This window comes from Thalassotalea euphylliae (genome assembly GCF_042682785.1).
In the GTDB taxonomy this organism is placed as follows: Bacteria; Pseudomonadota; Gammaproteobacteria; order Enterobacterales; family Alteromonadaceae; genus Thalassotalea_F; species Thalassotalea_F euphylliae.
Map to the genome: position 1 here is coordinate 90,040 of NZ_JBHUIB010000012.1, position 19,810 is coordinate 109,849.

General features: G+C 43.0%; 18 protein-coding genes. 10 read left to right on the forward strand and 8 right to left on the reverse strand.

Going from position 1 to position 19,810, the window contains the following annotated elements; all coding sequences use genetic code 11:
* Positions 1–7: 7 nt before the first annotated feature.
* The 3 genes from cysI to ACFSJY_RS14940 all read left to right on the forward strand — a co-directional run bounded on the left by cysI (position 8) and on the right by ACFSJY_RS14940 (position 3,074).
* The gene (gene cysI, locus ACFSJY_RS14930) at positions 8–1,774 is read left to right on the forward strand and encodes an assimilatory sulfite reductase (NADPH) hemoprotein subunit (protein ID WP_386038412.1); all 1,767 of its coding nucleotides are present in this window, start codon (positions 8–10) and stop codon (positions 1,772–1,774) included.
* Complete coding sequence (locus ACFSJY_RS14935) at positions 1,767–2,528, forward strand: phosphoadenylyl-sulfate reductase (RefSeq protein WP_386035892.1); 762 nt, start codon at positions 1,767–1,769, stop codon at positions 2,526–2,528. The genes cysI and ACFSJY_RS14935 overlap by 8 nt, the downstream gene beginning before the upstream one ends.
* Positions 2,529–2,609: 81 nt before the next feature.
* Positions 2,610–3,074 (forward strand): SRPBCC family protein, encoded by a 465-nt coding sequence (locus ACFSJY_RS14940; protein ID WP_386035895.1) that lies wholly within the window; start codon positions 2,610–2,612, stop codon positions 3,072–3,074.
* Here the strand turns inward: ACFSJY_RS14940 and ACFSJY_RS14945 are convergent.
* Positions 3,029–3,943, reverse strand: coding sequence for a TIGR03899 family protein (locus ACFSJY_RS14945; RefSeq protein WP_386035898.1), 915 nt, complete (start codon positions 3,941–3,943; stop codon positions 3,029–3,031). The genes ACFSJY_RS14940 and ACFSJY_RS14945 overlap by 46 nt on opposite strands.
* 290 nt (positions 3,944–4,233) lie before the next feature.
* On the opposite strand from ACFSJY_RS14945, the gene ACFSJY_RS14950 reads away from it, so the two are divergent.
* The 4 genes from ACFSJY_RS14950 to ACFSJY_RS14965 all read left to right on the forward strand — a co-directional run bounded on the left by ACFSJY_RS14950 (position 4,234) and on the right by ACFSJY_RS14965 (position 9,115).
* The gene (locus ACFSJY_RS14950) at positions 4,234–6,459 is read left to right on the forward strand and encodes a bifunctional diguanylate cyclase/phosphodiesterase (protein ID WP_386035901.1); all 2,226 of its coding nucleotides are present in this window, start codon (positions 4,234–4,236) and stop codon (positions 6,457–6,459) included.
* A gap of 185 nt (positions 6,460–6,644) precedes the next feature.
* Positions 6,645–7,310, forward strand: a complete 666-nt coding sequence (locus tag ACFSJY_RS14955; RefSeq protein ID WP_386035904.1) for a DUF3313 family protein — start codon at positions 6,645–6,647, stop codon at positions 7,308–7,310.
* 194 nt (positions 7,311–7,504) lie between these two features.
* On the forward strand, positions 7,505–8,176 hold the full coding sequence (locus ACFSJY_RS14960; protein ID WP_386035907.1) for a DUF3313 family protein: 672 nt from the start codon (positions 7,505–7,507) through the stop codon (positions 8,174–8,176).
* Positions 8,177–8,296: 120 nt separating this feature from the next.
* The gene (locus ACFSJY_RS14965; RefSeq protein WP_386035910.1) at positions 8,297–9,115 is read left to right on the forward strand and encodes a transporter; all 819 of its coding nucleotides are present in this window, start codon (positions 8,297–8,299) and stop codon (positions 9,113–9,115) included.
* Positions 9,116–9,140: 25 nt separating this feature from the next.
* Here ACFSJY_RS14965 and ACFSJY_RS14970 read toward each other — a convergent pair whose 3' ends face one another.
* The 4 genes from ACFSJY_RS14970 to ACFSJY_RS14985 form a co-directional block, all read right to left on the reverse strand.
* Positions 9,141–10,136 carry an AraC family transcriptional regulator gene (locus ACFSJY_RS14970; protein ID WP_386035913.1) on the reverse strand — a complete coding sequence of 332 codons (996 nt, stop codon included), beginning with the start codon at positions 10,134–10,136 and terminating at the stop codon, positions 9,141–9,143.
* A 97-nt stretch (positions 10,137–10,233) separates the two neighbouring features.
* The gene (locus tag ACFSJY_RS14975) at positions 10,234–11,718 is read right to left on the reverse strand and encodes a DUF1254 domain-containing protein (RefSeq protein ID WP_386035916.1); all 1,485 of its coding nucleotides are present in this window, start codon (positions 11,716–11,718) and stop codon (positions 10,234–10,236) included.
* A gap of 24 nt (positions 11,719–11,742) precedes the next feature.
* Positions 11,743–12,732, reverse strand: coding sequence for an efflux RND transporter periplasmic adaptor subunit (locus tag ACFSJY_RS14980; protein WP_386035919.1), 990 nt, complete (start codon positions 12,730–12,732; stop codon positions 11,743–11,745).
* A gap of 2 nt (positions 12,733–12,734) precedes the next feature.
* Complete coding sequence (locus ACFSJY_RS14985) at positions 12,735–13,223, reverse strand: hypothetical protein (RefSeq protein ID WP_386035922.1); 489 nt, start codon at positions 13,221–13,223, stop codon at positions 12,735–12,737.
* 342 nt (positions 13,224–13,565) lie between these two features.
* Here ACFSJY_RS14985 and ACFSJY_RS14990 point away from each other — a divergent pair, with 342 nt between their 5' ends.
* Positions 13,566–14,348: a hypothetical protein gene (locus tag ACFSJY_RS14990; RefSeq protein ID WP_386035925.1), complete on the forward strand. Its 783-nt coding sequence runs from the start codon at positions 13,566–13,568 to the stop codon at positions 14,346–14,348.
* A gap of 35 nt (positions 14,349–14,383) precedes the next feature.
* Here ACFSJY_RS14990 and ACFSJY_RS14995 read toward each other — a convergent pair whose 3' ends face one another.
* Both ACFSJY_RS14995 and ACFSJY_RS15000 read right to left on the reverse strand, forming a co-directional pair.
* On the reverse strand, positions 14,384–14,785 hold the full coding sequence (locus ACFSJY_RS14995) for a hypothetical protein (protein WP_386035928.1): 402 nt from the start codon (positions 14,783–14,785) through the stop codon (positions 14,384–14,386).
* Positions 14,786–14,798: 13 nt separating this feature from the next.
* Positions 14,799–15,338, reverse strand: coding sequence for a DUF4136 domain-containing protein (locus ACFSJY_RS15000; protein WP_386035931.1), 540 nt, complete (start codon positions 15,336–15,338; stop codon positions 14,799–14,801).
* 161 nt (positions 15,339–15,499) lie between these two features.
* Here ACFSJY_RS15000 and ACFSJY_RS15005 point away from each other — a divergent pair, with 161 nt between their 5' ends.
* On the forward strand, positions 15,500–16,453 hold the full coding sequence (locus ACFSJY_RS15005) for a LysR family transcriptional regulator (protein ID WP_386035934.1): 954 nt from the start codon (positions 15,500–15,502) through the stop codon (positions 16,451–16,453).
* On the opposite strand, the gene ACFSJY_RS15010 is transcribed toward ACFSJY_RS15005, so the two are convergent.
* A complete protein-coding gene (locus tag ACFSJY_RS15010) occupies positions 16,422–17,618 on the reverse strand; it encodes an MFS transporter (protein ID WP_386035937.1) in 1,197 nt (398 codons plus the stop codon). The two genes, ACFSJY_RS15005 and ACFSJY_RS15010, sit on opposite strands and share 32 nt — an antisense overlap.
* Positions 17,619–17,816: 198 nt before the next feature.
* On the opposite strand from ACFSJY_RS15010, the gene ACFSJY_RS15015 reads away from it, so the two are divergent.
* On the forward strand, positions 17,817–19,775 hold the full coding sequence (locus ACFSJY_RS15015; protein WP_386035940.1) for a methyl-accepting chemotaxis protein: 1,959 nt from the start codon (positions 17,817–17,819) through the stop codon (positions 19,773–19,775).
* Positions 19,776–19,810 lie beyond the last annotated feature (35 nt).

A 19,810-nucleotide genomic window follows, 5' to 3' on the forward strand; every position in this document is an offset into this window, starting at 1 on the left:
AACACCTATGCCTTTAGACACGGTAACAGGCCCATTGCCAGCACAAGGTCCTGTGCAAGGTGAAGGCCCAATTGTGGTTGAAGGTAACCTAGCTGATAACGAACGCCTAAAGCGCGAAAGTAATTTTTTGCGTGGCACTATTGCCAACGATCTACAAGACAGAATCACCGGCGGCTTTAGCGCGGATAACTTCCAGCTGATCCGCTTTCACGGTATGTATCAGCAAGACGATCGTGATATTCGTGCTGAGCGTCAGAAGCAAAAACTTGAACCAATGCACAATGTAATGCTTCGTGCTCGTATGCCTGGCGGTATCATTAAGCCTGACCAGTGGTTAGCGATTGATAAATTTGCTGAAGAAAGTACGGAATACGGCAGCATTCGTTTAACGACGCGCCAAACGTTCCAATTCCACGGTGTATTAAAGCCAAACATCAAGTTGATGCATCAAACCTTGAATAGCATTGGCATTGACTCAATTGCTACGGCAGGTGATGTAAACCGTAACGTGCTTTGTACTTCTAATCCGGTTGAGTCAAAGCTACACCAAGACGCTTACGAATGGGCGAAAAAAATCAGTGAACACTTGCTGCCAAAAACCAAAGCATATGCTGAAATTTGGCTAGATGGCGAGAAAATTGAAACAACCGAAGAACCTATTTTAGGAAGTACTTACTTACCTCGTAAGTTCAAAACAACGGTTGTTATTCCTCCGCAGAATGATGTTGACGTTCACGCAAATGACTTGAACTTTGTTGCTATTGCACAAAACGGTGAGCTTATTGGCTTTAACGTGTTAGTGGGCGGTGGTTTAGCGATGACTTGGGGTGACAAAGCAACGTACCCTCGTCGTGCAGATGACTTTGGCTTTATCCCGCTTGAGAAAACACTCGATGTTGCAGCAGCTGTTGTGACGACGCAACGTGATTGGGGTAACCGTGTAAATCGTAAGAATGCGAAAACCAAATACACTCTCGATCGTGTTGGAGTTGATGTATTTAAAGCGGAAGTTGAAAATCGCGCTGGTATAGCGTTCGAAGCAAGTAAACCGTACAAGTTTACTGAACGTGGCGACAGCTTTGGCTGGGTGGCTGGTATTGATGGTAAACATCACTTAACGCTGTTTATTGAAAATGGTCGTTTACTTGATTACCCGAACAAACCGTTGAAAACGGGTGTGCGTGAAATAGCCCTTGTTCATAAAGGTGACTTCCGCATGACCGCGAACCAAAACTTAATTGTTGCAGGCGTGGCTGAAGCGGATAAAGCGGCGATTGAAAAAATCGCACGCGACCATGGTTTGCTTAATGACAGTACGTCAAATCAGCGTAAGAACTCAATGGCGTGTGTGGCTTTTCCGACCTGTCCATTGGCGATGGCAGAAGCAGAGCGCTACTTGCCAGGTTTGGTAGACGATGTTGAAGGTTTACTAAGCAAGCATAATGCAGCAGAAGACAGCATTGTATTACGTGTCACAGGCTGTCCAAATGGTTGTGGTCGAGCAATGCTTGCAGAAGTTGGTCTGGTAGGTAAAGGCCCAGGTAAATACAACATGTATTTAGGTGGCAACTTAGGTGGTACACGAATTCCTAAGCTCTACAAAGAAAACGTTGACGAACAATCAATTATCGCGGAACTAGATACCTTGATTGGCCGTTGGGTTGCAGAGCGTACAGTAGATGCCGAAGGTAACAACGAAGCCTTTGGTGATTATGTGATTCGTGCTGGTGTTGTCGATGAAGTGATTATTAGCGTAAGAGACTTTCATGACTAATCTTGAACAGGTGCAACCAAGTCAACCAATCCAGAGTCGCTTTCCAGCATCTCTGCCTGAGCCTTGGTTAAATCAGTGGAATGAGCTGCTTGAGAAACAAACGCCTGTAGAGCGTGTTGCTTGGGCAATGGAAAACTTGCCGGGCAACTTCGTGTTGTCTTCAAGTTTCGGTATTCAGTCTGCAGTGATGTTGCACATGATGACGCAGGTTGACCCAAACATTCCTGTGATAGTTACTGATACTGGCCATTTGTTTCCTGAAACTTATCAGTTTATTGATGAATTGACTGACAAGCTGAATCTAAATCTTCAAGTGTATAGCGCCAAGCAAAGTGCTTCCTGGCAGCTTGCACGCTACGGTGAACAGTGGAACCAAGGTGAAGACGAGCTTAAACGTTATAACCAATTAAACAAAGTTGAACCGCTTGAGCGTGGTTTAACTGAGTTACAAGCAGGCACATGGTTCTCAGGAATCCGTCGTCAGCAATCAGAACATAGAGCTGGCTTATCGGTTGTCAGTATTCTGCGTGGGCGCTTCAAGGTTCATCCGATTATTGATTGGACTAATCGTGACGTTCACCAGTATTTAACCAAACATGGCTTACCTTATCATCCGCTATGGGATCAAGGTTATGTGTCGGTTGGTGACACCCATTCGACTAGGCCATTAACCGCTGATATGGACGAATCAGATACCCGTTTTAACGGTATGCAGCGTGAGTGTGGTTTGCACACTGACGGTGGCGGTATCTAGACAAAACCAAGAAAAACTCGCTAAGATTAAAGCCAATACACTTAATGTATTGGCTTTTTAGTTTCAAGGAAGAGGAAACACGTGATTAAAATCGACTTAGAACAACAGGTAAATGCTTCACCAGCAGAATTGCTCGCGTTGTTAACCGATCACGTCAATTTGTCACGCTTTTTCAATGCAGAGTTTGCGATTGCAAAGTCGAGTTTTGAAGGAGAAATCCCAGGTGGAAAAGGTTGTCGTCGATTAGTCGACACGCTTGGGCAGTCTTTCGTCGAGGAAATAACTAAGGCCGATATATCGGGCATAGAGTATCGTATTGTCGGTAGCCAACCACTCAAACATCACTTTGGGCAAATTGATTTCACGGTACTTGAACAGCAAACGTTAATTAACTACTACGTTGAAGGTGTACCCGTTTCTTACTTGCCTAAGATTATAGTTCAATGGGCAATCGAACGAGATATTCGCCAAGCACTCAGGAAAATAGCGCAGCACTTTACTCATGAAGAGCAGAAAAAGTGGTACGACAAACTACTTTTGAGATGATTAAAAAACTTTTCATCGGGCTTATCTGCGATGAGTTTAGCCAGCTCAGCACCAACAGGCGTAAACTTATAAAATTGAATAATGCAGCGGCTTTTGTTGGCTGACAATACTAACGGCAAACCGTTGTACTTTAACCCCAACTCATCGCCTTTATTCATCGGATAAAGCTCTGTTTCCTGTGAAAACAACAGGTGATGGTCGGCCAGTGTGAGTACTTCACCATAGCTAAAGCCAAATTGGCTCAAGTGAACATGTTGTTCGCGGCCTTTATCCAACATGTTTAGCAGGCCCGGTTGCTGATAACAGCCTGAAATGATACGAATGTTTTTCTTTGAGCTGTCTTTAACGGCAAGGCTACATGCGCGACCAAAGAGTTTAGCATCGTGCAAACTCAAATTTTTAAATGCTTGTAATGCTTTGAGCGAAAAGCTTCCAGGTTGATTGACTTCACCGGCTAAAATTTTTGCCCATAACTCCTGCATGGTTGGGTTACTGACACGTTCGGCTAATTCAACGAAGCTATCAAACCAGTCAGGGTCAGCGCGATCGCTAATCGACTCATTTGAACAATAGTGCAGTGCCTTTTCAATCACCTTTTCCATGTTCTGTTGACGTCGCAAGTGTGATAAACGCTCGCGCCTTTCCATACGATCTTCGATAGGCATTTGTTTGTCTATCGGTTTCAAACTTCCGTCTAAGCAAAAGTGTTTGGCCAATTGTAGAAGCTGCATTTGCGAAGACGCCTGAGAGCTTTTGTGTTTCTCTTCTTGTGACTTCTGACCTGTATTTGAATCTTCCATAACCTCATTGTCATTTTCTACATGAGAAACCACGATTGGTTGAGGTGGGGTAGTTTTGTCAATTTTCATAAGCTTGAGCGAAAGCGTAGTGAATAAAACTTACTATACTGTATACAAGATTAGGTGTTAATTCATAGAGTTAATAACGATAACAAAGACAAATAACTGGTCTATGTTGTTATAAATATGTAACTAAAACCTTGATAGATAGCAGATTATTAATTGTTTTGTTGAATAATCCGAGTCGCACTTTTATTATGTACTAGGATACAAATAATTTGATTCAAGTTATTGTCAACAATCGTGTTCGAAAACAATAACCTAATCAGCAAAAGGTGTGCTGATTAGATGAGGGCAGTATGCAGGCTTCAGAAAATACCAATGACGATTTTTTGTTTATTGATGACAGTGATGAAGATGAAATCTTAGATGATGCGAGTGGTGAAACATGGAAGGTACTCATCGTTGATGATGACCCGGAAATACACTCTGTAACGCAATTAGCCCTGTCAGATTTAGTGGTATTAGGGCGACGTCTAGAATATCTTCACGCCTACTCTGGCGAAGAGGCCAATACCATTATTGCGCAAGACAATGATATTGTGCTTGTACTGCTCGATGTAGTGATGGAGACTGATGATGCAGGTCTGAATGTGGTTAAATACATTCGTGAAGACTTATCCCGAGACGATATTCGAATTGTTCTCCGCACAGGCCAACCAGGCTATGCTCCCGAAGAAAGTGTCATCAAAGATTATGACATTAACGATTACAAGACAAAGACTGAATTAACTCGCAGAAAGCTCGTAACCACGGTTTATGCTGCAATTCGCTCTTACCAACAAATTACCACCGTTACTAAAAACCGCGAAGGTCTTGAAAAAATCATTGAAGGCTCATCTAACCTTCTTGAAATTCACTCAGTGCAAGAGTTTGGTCAAGGTGTTTTAGACCAAGTGAATACCTTGTTAAGTGGTTATGACCGTGGTGTTTTCTGTGCTCGAGGGCACGGCATCGTCGAAGGCGCCGACGACTTGAGCCTTTATGTCTTAGCGCAGGATGGCTGGAACGAGAGTGTCATCAATCGAAAGCTTGAAAACATGCAATCCGCTCAAGTTAACGAGCAAGTGACAGCATGCTTTCAGCAAAAAGAGCACTTAGCGACCGAGAATAGCCTGACATTGTATTTAAATCGCGGTGGCTATCGCGCGGTTATACACATTGAACTTGATGCGCCAATGTGTGAATTAGATAAGCAGTTGATGGATGTGTTTTTATCGAACATGTCTATCGGCTATGAAAATGTCCACCTTTTCCAGAAACTCAGGAATGCGGCATATAAAGATTGGTTGACTGACTTACCGAATAGATTGCAATTTCTGAATTTATTAGACGATTTCTCCACATCTGGCAGTGACGACAGAGTCGCTGCGTTAATTGACATAAATCATTTCAGTGACATAAACGATGGTTTAGGGCAAGAAGTTGGTAATCTATTGTTAGCTGCCGTTGCAAAACGTCTCACAACCTTAGATAAGTCATTAACGGTTGCTCGTGTCGGGGCTGACGTGTTTGGTCTTATCGGTCCTGCTGAAAGCGTCTGCCATGAAAAATTAGCCGACTTATTCAGCCTTCCTTTCGAAGCAGGCGAGCAAAGTCTTCCAATTAATATATGTACCGGCTTCTGTCGCAAGTCCGAAGCTGGGCAAGGAGGCGTCAAGGTACTTAATCAAATCAACATAGCGTTGAATTTGGCGAAAAAGAACCGCGACGAACATTTCAAATACTATAAGCAAGAAATGGAAGACCAAACGCTGTGGCGTTTAGGCATGATTCGTCAGCTGCGTACAGACTTTGCTGATGACCGTTTAGAGCTTTGGTATCAGCCTCAGTTGAACTTGGCGAACGGTAAAGTCATTGGTGCTGAAGCGCTATTGCGCTGGCGTACGGCGGATGGCAACTTTGTCTCGCCAGGCGTATTTATTCCGTTAGCTGAATATTCAGGTCTGATTATTGATATTGGTAATTGGGTTGTTCATCAAGCATGTAAACATCTTAAACACCTTGAAGCTGAAGGATTTGACGATGTTGGGGTGTCGGTAAACGTATCTATCCCTCAATTTAGACGTGATAACTTTGTCGATACTGTTATTGATGCCGCGAAAGAGCACAATATTGAGACGCATAAGCTTGAGTTGGAAATCACCGAAAACATTTTGATGGATGATCCTCAAATGGTTATCGATGCACTGACCAAACTAAAAGAACAAGGTATTTCGATAGCGTTAGATGATTTTGGTACGGGGTACTCATCCTTGGGTTATCTTCAGAAATTGCCAATCGACCGTTTGAAAGTGGACCGTTCATTTATAAATGACATCGCAAAGCCAGGTGGTTCAATATTAGCAGACACTATTATCAATTTAGGTAAGCAGTTGAACTTAAAGGTGATTGCTGAAGGCATTGAAGATGTGGAGCAAGAATCACATTTAAAGGCACAGCAGTGTGACGAAGTGCAAGGGTTTTACTACGCTAAACCAATGCCCGCCGATGAATTTTTAACGTACCTCAAAGCAAAGCAATAACCAAATCAATGCATTAAAGGCACTTTGTTAAGTGCTTTTAATGCTTCTATTTAAAAATACATTTCGATTTTTATTACCTGACAGTGAAATTGTAAGCGCTGTTATAACTTGTTACGTATTACTCATAGTTCTGCAACACATCTTTGGTAGTGTTATCCCGAAATGAACAAAAGGAACACGTTGAAATGAAAAATGCTGCAAAATTATTAGTGTTACCAATGCTACTAGGTAGCTTGGTGATCGCTTCAACCACGGCGCTCGCGAAAGACGCTAGCGGTATGGTTCAGCAAAAGAAAAGTGGCTCTGAGATGATTTATGCCGTCCCAGAAACCAATTTTTCCAAATACGACTCAGTGGTTTTTTTACCGTCTGAAATTAGCTTTAAGAAAAACTGGCAACGCAGTATTAACCGTAATGCCAGCTCCATTAACTCTCGGGTAACCGATGAAAAAATGGATATTATGAAAAAAGATATGGCGGCTTTATTCGAAGAGACGTTCAAAGAAGAGTTTGCCAATAAAGGATATAACGTAGTTAACCAGTTATCACCGACGACGCTTGTTATTCGTCCTGCAATTGCCGATTTAGATATTGCAGTGCCAATCGTTAAATCTAGTTTTATGAGTGAGCAGAAAATTCGGTACGCTGGTTCTGCAACTATCTATCTTGAAATATTTGATGGCATGACTAAAAAGCCTATCGCTCGCGTCGCTGAAAATCGCTTCTTGGGTGAAGGTGCAAGCTTTAACCGGGCTAGCGCTACACAGAATAGAGCCGATGCAAAGTACACGTTAAAGAGCTGGGCGGAAACGCTTACGTCGTTTTTGAAAGAAACAAAGCAAAGCTCCTAGTATTCAAAACAACAAAAAAGCCTCAATTAGAGGCTTTTTTATTACCTGTTGCATACACCCAACATTAAGCATATCTACCTGTTCAAAACCTATTAACTCTCTTTTTATTAGTCGCTTAAGCTTTACATTTTATTACTGATTAATTCAGAAAAGCTGTGCTAGGCTAAAAATGAAACAACAAAAGAGGTCGAGTTATGAATAAAAAAATAGCGTTGATATCTGTCGCATTAACGTTCTTGATTTGCGGTACTGCATTTACAGCAAATGCCGAATCGAAAACGAGTTTTGATGGTTTAGAGCTTAAATCGAAAGATAACTCAAAAATGGTGTATATGGCGCCAGATGCTGATTTTTCGCAATATGGTTCGATACTACTGATGGAACCGGACGTTCGTTTCAAAAAAAACTGGCAGCGTGATTACAACCGCAAAGCATCAACGGTGAATGCGCGTGTTAGTGATGAGAAAATGTTACAGATGAAGCAAGATATGAAGACGGTCTTCACTGAAGCGTTTACAGAAGAATTCACTCGTCATGATTACCCTATCGTCTCTCAACCTGCAGCAAATACTATTGTAATTCGTCCTGCACTTATTGATTTGGATGTTAGCGTACCAGATGTAAAGTCGAGTTTTATGAGCCAAAAGGCCACCAAACATTCGGGCTCCGCAACCTTGTATTTAGAGCTATATGATGGTGTGAGTGGCGATATCTTAGCGAGGGTAGCTGAAAATCGCTTTTTAGGTGAAGGCACAAATTACAGCCGCGCCAGTAAAACCCAAAACAGGGCCGATGCGAAATACACCATTTCTGGTTGGGCAAGAAAACTAAGAGAGTTTTTTGACCAAGCCAAAGCAACAAAGTAGCTAAAAATAAAGCCTCGATAAAGAGGCTTTATTTTTGTCTGAAATTTGACAATTCACAGAGAACGCCAACACTTAACCTATACAAAAATAATAAATTTTTGCTACAGGGATACGCTTCTGATGACGCACACTCATATCATCTCTACGTCTGTTTTTTTACTTTCGTTGACAGTATTACTCTCTTCTTCAACGGTGTTGGCAGAGCCTAAAGACTCAAAGTCACTTGCGCAAGAAATTGCCAACCCTCTAACCACTATGGTCATTGTGCCTATACAGTATGAGTACAATGACAACATAGGCCCTGAAGATGAAGGTAGCCGACATAATTTATTTGTCCAACCGATTATTCCATTCGAAGTAAATGATGAGTGGAACTTGATCACGCGTACGATAGTTCCTTTTATTGACCAGCAAGATATTTTTCCTGGTGCTGGCGATCAATCAGGTGTTGGTGATATCACTGCAAGTTTTTTTCTTTCGCCTGTCGAGCCTGCAGGAGGGTATTGGATTCATGGCTGGGGACCTGTGTTTCAGCTTGATACTGCCTCAGATGATTATCTTGGATTCGAAGAAAACGGCATTGGCTTAAGTTATGTTGGGTTAACTGTTGATGGCCCTAAAACTTATGGCTTTTTAACAAACCACATTTATTCTGCGGAGGGCAGCTTAGGTGACACCTATAGCAACACCTTTATTCAGCCTTTCTTTGATTATACAACTGAAGGTGCAATGACCTTCGAGCTAACCTCCGAATCAGCCTACAATTGGAATGACGACCAATGGTCTATTCCTATCACATTAACTGCATCTCAGTATTTTGAAGTGGGTGGACAAGCTCTGCTGCTAGGTGGTGGTGTAAAATATTGGCTTAAGTCGGCTGACAGCGACCCAGAGGATTGGTCGTTGAATATCAATTTATACTTATTGTTTCCTCGTTAGTTCTCCCACCAGGTGAAGCCGTTCACTAGGTTATAAATAGTCGGCTTTCACTGCGGCTTAACCAACTAAAAAATTTAGCATCCGTATTATCTGCTTGTCGCTTTGACGGAGAAAAGCCAAACCAGTGTTTGTATGCTGCAGAAGCTCTCCCCATATGTTTAAACCCGGCGGCATGGGCCGCTGACTCGACCGTTCTATGGCGTGGTAAAAAGCAATGGAATTTATATAAGCGATATTGCTTTAGAAACTGCAATGGCGTCAGGTTCAATTGTGCTTTGAATATGTACTGTAAGTTGCGCACTGTGGTGTGCGCGTGGTTCGCTACGTCACCAATCATGAAGGGTTGATGATAGTAGGCTTTGATGTACTCAACGGCCCTCGCTAATACCCTTGATCTTGAATCTATTTTTACGTTTGAGGTCATTTGCTCACATACCATGTTGAGTAGCTCACTCGCAGCTTGCGTGATTTGATTGCTCAGTAGTGCCGTGTTTGCGGGTTGCTGAAAAGGCTGATTTATCAGTTGTGTGAATCTCTGACTAGTCTCTTGCAGCGCCGACTGTTCAATGGCATTCCGCCTAATACTGCGGCCTCGCTCAAGCAGTATCATAAGTTCGCTTTCGCTCAATAAGTGTTGCGCCATATCGGCATCAATAGCTAACGTGAGAGACGGTGTGCCACCAGCAAATTGCCAGTGTGCATAGTCGCCCGGCGTCACTAAGAAGCTTTGATAGTCGTCATCGTTATGTTGATAAAAGGCATTGAATGAATGTCTATTGGGTGAAGGCAACACAAAAGAGAATGCCGACTCTACGCTTTTTCCGTGTTGTGAGACTATCGAGTCGCTAAAGCGTTCGACTACGGCAATGCCTTGATGATACAGCCAGTTGACATCTAGCGTCGCACCGCCGTTGTCAGCAATATTGGCTAAGTCAAATTCGGCAAAAGCGCGATCATAGTCTTCGAGTGGTACTTGCGTGCAAGAAAAGCGTTGAATATTTTCGGCCAGCAATGCTTTCATAAGTGTTGATGTGTTACTGCTTTGGTATTTCTATTCATACGGTGAAACGCGCTAAACCTATCACCGTGATTTTGGGAGTTATATAACGAGACTGTTATTACTTCTGTAAGGTTAAGTCAGAAGGGCGCCATGATTTATCAAACCAAGCCTTAGTCGGGCCGTAAGCGCGGAAAATGATATTAAAGCCTTTACCGGGCATGGTTTGTACCCAATTATTTTCCATGCCTTTTGGCGCAGTCGGTGAGAAGTGAACAGTAATTGTCCCGTCTTTGTTGACCACTAAGCCTTTTTTCAAGCCGTCGACACCCGCATCTCGTTGATCGGTTTCAAGCATCGAGCGTGTTTGGTTATCGTAAATCATAAACGACCAAAACGCTTTCACAGGTACATTTTTAGGTAAGGTCACTGTGTAGTGCTTACTGCCGTCAAATATCTTGCCATCAGCGTCACGCGTCGCAAGCAAGTAGGCAGAACCTTGGCCTTCGGTTTTTGTTACCATGTCTGGCGTAATGCCTGTTGCCATAAAGTGGAACATGGTGCGCTCATCCGCAGAGATGATACCGTTGTCATCCTTAAACTCATGGCCACTTATCAGTGGTGTAAACCATTGACGGTTGTCATATACCATAACCTCATCTTCTGGGAAGAAGTAGGTTGCACGTGCTTCAGCAGTAGCGATTTTTGCGGCTTCAATAAAAATAGCCTTCATGCGCGCATCAGGCTTAAATGGTTTGCCCTTTTCGATACCAAGATCTTTTGCTAGCGCTATCCATTCTTCATTCCAAATATTGCTTGGTTCATACTGAATTAGCGCGTTGATCTCGTCGTAGAACTTTTCGTTCATGGCATGTACGGTGTTGTACTGTACATCAGTAAGATTAATGAATTCTGTTTTTGGTGTTTCACCATAAGGGTAGAGTTTCATGGTGTTTTTCAGCGCTTGGATGTTTTTCGCAGCATCTGCTTTTTGACCTGCAATACGCAATAACAACCAATGTTGATAGCCATCAGATTTTATCGGGATATAACCTGCAGGTACTTCGCCGGTATAGCTTTTGTGGTAGATGAAGTACTTGCCACCTTTCCCTTTGTCTTGAGGGTGCGTAACACCGACTCTATCAGTAAACATAAACGCCGCATTGTCGAGCAAGCCTAAAACTGGCGTACCGACTTCTAGCACTACAGGGCCATTTTTTACATCGACTTCACTGGTCACATAGGGGGTTGTTGTATTTGGTGTTAACCATACGCCTCGCGCATTTAGCATTCCTTCAGAAATACCAATCGTTTGGTTCGGCTTCATACCGATGCTTTCATGTCCAGCGAACATACCTTGCATAGACGCTGCTGGAATACCACTCAAGAACACTCGTACAGCGGTTGCAGTGTCGACAAAATCTCGAGCTTTTACATAAGTGTCTTTCGATGGTGCGCCATCGGTGTAATTCATCTCACCCAAATAAGTAGAAGTCACTTTATTGGGGGTCACAACTTCGGGAGGGACTTTGGCTTTGTAAGTCGGCTCCGCGGCGACTGAGAATACCAATGAACTGATAACTGCAGATAACAATAACTTTTTCATTCTATATTCCTCATAAAACTTGAATTACAGTGCGTTTAGATACGCTTTGTATGCTTTTAAGCGCACAGTTGCACCACCAATAATGTCCATGAACCCTAAGATTGCAGCTGGCTTTTTCGCTGATATCCAGCCGGAACCTGTTGCACCAATCGGGATGTTGTAGCCTTCTGGTTCTTCAAATTCGATGACTACGGTTCGGCCGTGTCCACCGGTATTTTTACCCACATGCTGTTTGACTGATTGGTCTCCACCTCTCACCGACATCATGGCTTCGCCAGTACCCGTGGTGACGCTATGAACTCGCCCACGGAAGATCTCGCCTGGGTATGCATTCACGTAAAATTCCGCAAATTGGCCTTTTTCAATGTAGCGGTATGCTTGGTCAGGAATTCGCATTTCTAAAAATTTTTTGCTTGTGTCGTATATATGCATGTTGCCGATACGCGAACCGCTTGCAATGTTGGTAATCGACACTTGCCCGTCAAAAGGTGCTCGTACTGTTTTACGCGCTTGGTCAAAAATTGCTTTGTCCAAATCTGCTTGCAGTGATTCTTTGTTTGAGCGGGCAGCAGCGAGGTCAGTTTTCATTTTTTCTACCGTGCGCTCAGCGAAAATGCCTGGTGCTTCAACACTGCGCTGAATGTCATTTTGCAATTGAATAATCAGCGCGTCTTGCTGCTCAATATCTGCCTCAATGGCTTCTAAAATCGCTTCAGATTCGTTATCAACGAGTGAATAAACAATATCGCCTTTCTTCAACTTTTGATTGTGGGTAACGTTAACTTGCGCAATTTGCTCACCAACTAAGGGACTCAAAATCGCATGCGGTGCTTTGATGGTTGAACTATCAGTAAAATCAGCGGGTGACCAAAAACGGTGCGCAGTAAACAGCATGAAAGATATGAAAAAACCAAACCCGACGATGTATGCGGCATTACGCAGCGTCCATTTGATTACGCCTATTTTGACTAGAATCCACATGATGAAGATATAAGGAAGCATTATCTCTTTCATGACTAGTGCTCCCCTTCTTTTTTGGTATCCGTTGTTTGCGGTGCGCTTACTTCACCACGAACAATCCGAGAGAGTGAGTGCGCAATATGTCCCCAACTGGTGAACGCAATGATAATCGCCAGTACCCACCAGGTTTTATCAATAAATAGACCACACAGCGACAGTGCAAATACTAATTGGATATGAGGGGAACCGGCACCTTCCGCTTTATGAACGGCTACTTCGTGCAATTGCCATAACAGATAGGCCACGTAGGCAAAAATAGATAAGGTGACGAGGAAAATTAACCCCATAAACACTTCTGAGTTGAGTAATCCGATAATGGTTGGGTAACCGTTAGAAAAATAAGATTCTGGAAGTGTTTTTCCGTGAATAGCGCCCAAAAATGAAAACGCTTTTGAAATAATCACGATGGCTGCAATGACACCAATGGCTTTAGCTATTTTGGTGGCAATGCTACGTGGTGGTTTGTCGACTAAATGTGTACTCATTTCACGCTCCACATCCCACTTGGGACTCACATTACTTTGTATTGCCTAACCACTGGTCAGACCTTGTACATCTAGTGTAATAACAGCTTTATATTACATCCAATTACATATACGCATCTGAGTTATGAGTGTGACACATATCTCAAAATTTATGCTCGTTGTATGAAAAATAAGATTATGTATTTATAAAATTATGTCGTAATTGCAATAACTTACTATGCTTGTTGTATGCTTATTATCCAAATTACGAAAAAACCTTGGGTAAAGGCAAGAAATTAGTCAAAATTTAATCAACTTCAGTAATATAGACGTTACTGCACTGATTTTACGAAGGAATGACGTATGAAGTTTATGACCACTACGCTTGCAGCCGTTTGTTTGTTTTCGGCTTGTGCCGCCAATGCAAACTCCCCTTGGACCGTCGAGCTTACGCCTTATATATGGGCTGCTGCGAACAAAGGTTCTACAGGGGCTTTTATTGAAACTGACAGCGGTGAGCGTTTCGAGTCTGTTACGGATGTTGATATTTCCTTCCAAGATTTAGCGGATCATCTTGAAGTCGGTACCATGTTTAATTTGTCAGCGCACAATGGCGACTGGTTGTTGTTTACAGAGTTTACTTACCTGAAAGTAACCGACGATCAAAGTGTGGCATCAGGTCCTACAGGTAATGTGGATGTTGATGGTGAGCTTGAAATCAAAGGTTCGCTTTGGGATGCTGGCGTTGGTTACCGATTATTTGAAACGCAAAATGTCATCGGGTTTGGCTATGTAGGTGCGCGTTACTTAGATCTAGAGGCAGACTTAGCGCTTGTGTCGGATTTAGGCGGTACCATTACTCAAACAACTGTCGGTGACGACTTTGTGGATATGTTTGTCGGCGTCCACATGCAGTATAACTTTAACAATGGGTTACGCTTGCAGGGTAGAGCAGAAGTCGGTGGCTTTGACGACGAGCCTAGTGAAAATCAAATGGTGAATATTACTCTGCATCATCAATTGTCTAGGCAATGGTCAATGAAATACTTCTACCGATACATGACGATTGATTATGCTGATAATGGTTTTATCTATGACATGGAAGTGTCTGGCCCAGGGATAGGCATAACCTACCTGTTTGACTAGAACGACTCTGATATCAATCGATGAGCATCAAGCCGCTATTCAGCGGCTTGATGTGTTTCAGGGGCAATATCTTTTACCCATTGGTATTTGTTTTCATTTCCTCGAGTTAGGGTGGTGCATAGCTCGCCTTTTGGGGCATCTAATTGCATAGCTTTATAGCCTGCATGTGCATTGCGTTTTATCTTTTTCCAGTTCACCCCTTGCGCACTAGGGTAACCCTCAGACATCGCCTTGATATCGGCAAGCTCTTTGAATTTGTTTGCATCGATAGCGACACCACATTCTCGTGTCAAGTATAAAGACTTTGCTCCAGAGTCGGCCAACAATTGCTCTACGTCGTAGCGCTGTTGCTGGTTTAACTCTATATTGGCGGTAGCGTTAGCTGTCACACTAGCAGACAGCAACATTAAGCCTAGTGTTATTAGTTTTTTCATCATCATTTCTCTTTAATTATGCTGCAGGCATGGTCGACATCATGCTTGAAATGGCTTGGTTAATGGCTGCTTCACGTTCGGCTGTATTATCGTAATGCTTGATTGGTTTTTGCAGCGTGCTGCGCCACACCGATTGCATAGATTCTCGGTCGATAACATCCACAATGAGTGTTCCCTCAACATAATTTCGGGTGTGAATTTGCTGACTGTCTGCAGCACTATAGCCGTAACGACCATAGTAACCACCCGTATGCGTACTGTAGACCTTGGTCTTATCTTTGGTCACGACAAAGTAGCTAACCAGCACATCGGCTTCGTTTTCAGAGGCTTCTTCAATACCCGCTTGTTCAAGCGAGTCTTCAATAGCGTTATTCAAACGGCTGCGGTCAATATCACTTAATAACGGGTTTTTAATATGCTCGTCGCCAATCACGGCAAAACTGTCGACTTCGGCGAAGTTGTAACTGTTGCTGTAGTCTGTTTTTGGGGCATAGGTAGTCGAACATGCACTTACTATCAACGCTAGTGGTAAAGCGACAAATACAGATTTTTTCATATTCATTACTCCTAAGAAGTACGTTAATAAATCGTTGTATTCGTATAGTAGTCGCCGTTTTTTATGCAGGCCAATGACTCTTTCGCATTGAACTTATGCATTGTGTGCATATCACCCTATACTGAGAGCATGGCAATGTGTAAAACCGTAAGGAAGAAAAAGTGGCCGATATCGAGCAGCGCTTGTCGCGCATTGATTTGAATTTGTTGGTGTCTTTAAGTGTGTTGTTGAGAGAGCGTAACGTAAGCAAAGCAGCTGAAATGCTCTACTTATCGCAATCAGCAATGAGCCGAACGCTACAGCGATTACGCGACTTATTTGATGATCCGCTGTTTCATCGAACAAGCAGGGGAATAACACCTACCGCCAGAGCGCTTGAACTAGAGCTAATGTTGCCGAAAGTGTTAGCGAATTTGTCTAGCATTATTGAGCCCCCTGATTTTCATCCGGAAACTGCAGAGAGGACGTTTTCGATATCAATGCCGCCAATTATCAGTCAGTTAGCAAGTGTGCCGTTAATTACGTATTTGCAACAGCATGCGCCTAATATTGCCATTGAAGAACATCCTTTACCGATTGTACCAACGAAATGGCTTGAAGATGGCACCGTTGATTTTGCATTGCATATTATAGCGCCTGAGGGAGGCCAGTATGCAGTACATAGTTTAGGAGAGTTTTCACCAGCAATATATGGTCGAATTGGTCACCCACTGACACTGCGGTCTCATGTGACACTGGATGACTGTTTGTCATTCAACTTTGTTGAACTGAAGGTTGATGCCAGTGTTGATATGCACATTAAGCACCCGTTGAATGAACGATTATTTAGCGGTGACAGCCGCAAAAAGGTTATTTTTCAAAGCTACCAACTAAACTCATTGCTGGGTGTGGTTGCCAACACTGATTCTTTATATGTTGGTTTTGACGCATTGACCGTTGCGTCTGAGCAGCGAGCCAAACTAGTCCCTATTTATCAGTTCAGTTTGCCGGAAGAACAACAAGTGGCACTGTTTTTAATCAGTCATGAACGGGTGGCGAATTCGCCTGCCCACCAATGGATGGAGCAGACGATCAAGCTAATTCTTAATGAGACGGTTCGCTCGCCAGAGACTTAAAGCGCCATTCAACACCCTGTTGAGGCGAACTTGGCACTAAAAACGACAGTACTAATGAACATGCCGCGAAAGCGGCGCCAACGAAAAACACCCAGCTAGGATTTGTTAACCAAACAACACCAAGCAATGCTGGAATTACCACAGCGGCAATATGGTTTATCGAGAAACTAACTCCTGCACTCGCGGCAATATCCTCCGGCTCTGCAATTTTCTGGAAGTAGGTCTTAATGGCAATAGCCAGTGCGAAAAGTAGGTGGTCAACCACATATAAAATGGCGGCAATGTAGCCCGTTTCAACCAGTCCGTAGGCGATAAACAATAGCACCAAGCCGGTATATTCAAATATCAACGTTTTACGCTCACCAACTCTGCCTATGAACTTGCCGATGGTTGGGGCAAATAGCCAATTAAACACATAGTTGATAAGGAATAGCGCGCTAATTTCTGCCACGCTATAACCAAACTTTTCAACCATCAAGAAGCCTGCAAACACAACAAATATTTGTCGGCGCGCGCCTGAGAAAAACGTGAGTAAATAAAATAACCAATACTTCTTTCTAAGTATGAGCTTCTTGTGCTGTTCGGTTGGCGATGGAAATTGCTTAAAGGTTAACGCAAGTAAAACAACCAGTATTAAGGCCAAGCCGCCAAACAAGGCATATGTTGCTTGATAAGACCACGCAAACTGGTCCATTAACAACCACACACTAGAAAAAGCCAGTAGCGATGCGATCGACTTGGCTGACAGCATTTTGCCCATAAAGTGCGCGGTTTCGTCTTTTTTAATCCATTGAAGTGTCAGTGATTGATTCACTGTCTCGAAATAATGAAAACCTATACTCATAATGACGGTAGTAATGTACAAGCCAAAAGCGCTGGGGAAAAAGCCGGTAATAGCTACGCCGATGGCGGTAATGGCAAGTGATAATAGCGCAAACTTTTGTTCTTTTATGAACAGTAGAACGTACACTGCGGTAAAGGCTAAAAAGCCGGGTACTTCACGTAAACTTTGTAATATACCGATCTCTTTACCGGTAAAGGCGGCTTTCTCGACGACAAAGTTATTGAGCAATACCATCCAGATTGAGAAGACCAGTGGCATAATAAACGCCATGGCAAGTAACAGATGTTGAGGGGTATTAAAGCGAGCAGGTAAAACGGGCATTAAGGGTCCTTATTAATAGGGGGAGAGAGTGTGCGACAGCAAACTGCACCATTTACCTTGGCATATTTTACGCCACTTTAAGCCTTTTCCAAAGTACCCGAAAGTTATATTCGATATAAAATCATTCCAATGTGCGTGAAAGTATATTACAACGGGTAAGGTCACATTACTGTTGTTAGCTAACTTGTTGGGAAGTCTATGAATTCATTAATTAGTGCGCTGAGCGCTGCGACAAATCAGTTTCGGTTTAAAACCAAGTTTACTTTGCTTGCCATTGTATTCTTTATCCCCTTGATTGCCGCGTTTTTGTGGATTGTGGAAGGGCAACGAAGCAAGATTGAATTACTAAGCCAAGAACTTGTTGGGCACCAGTTAATAGAGCAATTAATTGCTATTGAGCAATCGATTTATTCAGCCGACAACATTGGACAGGCGCGCAGTACCGCAACTGCGTTAGCTAAAGCCATTAAACAACAAGCGCTTTTATCGCCGGTGAAAGCAAAGGTTGGCCAACTTCAACAACTATTAAGCGAGCACCAGCTCAGTTCAACTGATATTTCATTGACTAACGTTGCCGATATTTATGAATTAACCTTGTCGTTGCGTGAAAATATCGCGGCAATTACAGGATTGAGCCGAGAGGGTGATGCGAGTATTTTCTATTTATCAGAATTAGGCCGTTTGCGTTTACCAGCATTGCAGGAGTACGTCGCTCGAACAGGTTACCTTGCCACCAACATCATTAACAGCGACGGCTTTAATGCAGCCTCTTATACCTTACTTGTATCGTTAAACAACCGTATTGATGAAATTCAAAATCAATTTGATAAGTCTGAAATGCAATTAGAGCGTGTAGATAAAGCTACTGCGCAGAAACTTGCTAATCAACTCGACAGTGTTATTACCAATATTGATAGCTTCCAACGTTCGTTAACAAGTGACGTTATTAACCCTGACAGCATTCAATGGTCAGTGAACGATAGTAAACGTGCTGTCGAGCCTGCATTGTCTGCAATTGTAGATGTAGAAGCGACCATTAATAAAATGCTAACGGAAAGACTGCAAGCAGCTAAGTCTAGTCAAGTCAGTTCACTTTGGATTTTAGGCGTATTACTTACCTTTGGTGTTCTGCTGATTGCAGCACTGTTGTTTGTGATTTATTGGTCAATTAAATCAAATGCTGCTGAATTGCAGCGCGCTGCAACAACAATGGGCGATGGTGATTTTTCTCAAGCATTATCGACAGATAGCAAGGATGAATTTGGTGATATCACCAATAGCTTTGTTCAAATGCAGGGTAAAGTAAAAGCGTTGCTACAGCTTGTACAAACAGATATTGAAAAGCTTGATCACGACACCACTAATATTCGCCAAATGACCGATAACATGGAACATCAGGTTGCTGACCAGCAAGAGAACACGCATGGGGTTATTGCGGCAATTACCGAGCTTTCTCAGTCAGTACAATTGATTGCCACAAATACAGACAATGCCCGTGAAGTGACTCACGAAGCTAGCGAACATGTTAACGGCGGTCAGCAAATTATCTCGGATACAGCGGCCGTCATTACAGATATCTCGAAAGAAGTAAATTCAACGGCTCAGGTCATTGATACCCTGGCCGGCAACACCACAGAAATTGCACAGTTTGTTAGCGTTATACGTGAAATTGCCGATCAAACGAACCTTCTTGCACTGAATGCGGCAATCGAAGCGGCGCGGGCTGGTGAGCAGGGCAGAGGTTTTGCCGTGGTTGCAGATGAAGTACGCAACCTAGCTGGTAAAACACAAGATGCTACCGGAGAAATTCAAGCCATTATTGAGAAGTTGCAACAAGGTACACAAGAATCTGTTCAGGCGATGACGCAGGGCGTAGAGCAGGCAGATAAAGGTGTTAAACAAACCGAGCTAGTGTCAGCCTCGTTCCACGAAATTACACAATCTGTGAATAACATTGTTGAAGGTACCGACCAAATCTCAGCAGCAGTTACTCAGCAAAACAGTATGCTTGGCCATATAGATGAAAATACCGAGAACATCTCAAAAGGTGCGGATACTATTCTACATTCAGCGCATCAAGCGGCGCAGGCGGCAAGCAGTTTGTCTGAATTGGCTGATGACTTAGCTAAGCAGTTAGCCCAATTTAAATTGACCTAGTATCACTTATAATCATCAGAAGCTCTGCTAAAACG

Coding starts and splice junctions, on each gene's coding strand:
- cysI (WP_386038412.1), top strand. CDS start 8: ATGCCTTTAGACACGGTAACAGGCCCATTGCCAGCACAAGGTCCTGTG.
- ACFSJY_RS14935 (WP_386035892.1), top strand. CDS start 1,767: ATGACTAATCTTGAACAGGTGCAACCAAGTCAACCAATCCAGAGTCGC.
- ACFSJY_RS14945 (WP_386035898.1), bottom strand. CDS start 3,943: ATGAAAATTGACAAAACTACCCCACCTCAACCAATCGTGGTTTCTCAT.
- ACFSJY_RS14950 (WP_386035901.1), top strand. CDS start 4,234: ATGCAGGCTTCAGAAAATACCAATGACGATTTTTTGTTTATTGATGAC.
- ACFSJY_RS14955 (WP_386035904.1), top strand. CDS start 6,645: ATGAAAAATGCTGCAAAATTATTAGTGTTACCAATGCTACTAGGTAGC.
- ACFSJY_RS14960 (WP_386035907.1), top strand. CDS start 7,505: ATGAATAAAAAAATAGCGTTGATATCTGTCGCATTAACGTTCTTGATT.
- ACFSJY_RS14965 (WP_386035910.1), top strand. CDS start 8,297: ATGACGCACACTCATATCATCTCTACGTCTGTTTTTTTACTTTCGTTG.
- ACFSJY_RS14970 (WP_386035913.1), bottom strand. CDS start 10,136: ATGAAAGCATTGCTGGCCGAAAATATTCAACGCTTTTCTTGCACGCAA.
- ACFSJY_RS14975 (WP_386035916.1), bottom strand. CDS start 11,718: ATGAAAAAGTTATTGTTATCTGCAGTTATCAGTTCATTGGTATTCTCA.
- ACFSJY_RS14980 (WP_386035919.1), bottom strand. CDS start 12,732: ATGAAAGAGATAATGCTTCCTTATATCTTCATCATGTGGATTCTAGTC.
- ACFSJY_RS14985 (WP_386035922.1), bottom strand. CDS start 13,223: ATGAGTACACATTTAGTCGACAAACCACCACGTAGCATTGCCACCAAA.
- ACFSJY_RS14990 (WP_386035925.1), top strand. CDS start 13,566: ATGAAGTTTATGACCACTACGCTTGCAGCCGTTTGTTTGTTTTCGGCT.
- ACFSJY_RS14995 (WP_386035928.1), bottom strand. CDS start 14,785: ATGATGAAAAAACTAATAACACTAGGCTTAATGTTGCTGTCTGCTAGT.
- ACFSJY_RS15000 (WP_386035931.1), bottom strand. CDS start 15,338: ATGAAAAAATCTGTATTTGTCGCTTTACCACTAGCGTTGATAGTAAGT.
- ACFSJY_RS15010 (WP_386035937.1), bottom strand. CDS start 17,618: ATGCCCGTTTTACCTGCTCGCTTTAATACCCCTCAACATCTGTTACTT.
- ACFSJY_RS15015 (WP_386035940.1), top strand. CDS start 17,817: ATGAATTCATTAATTAGTGCGCTGAGCGCTGCGACAAATCAGTTTCGG.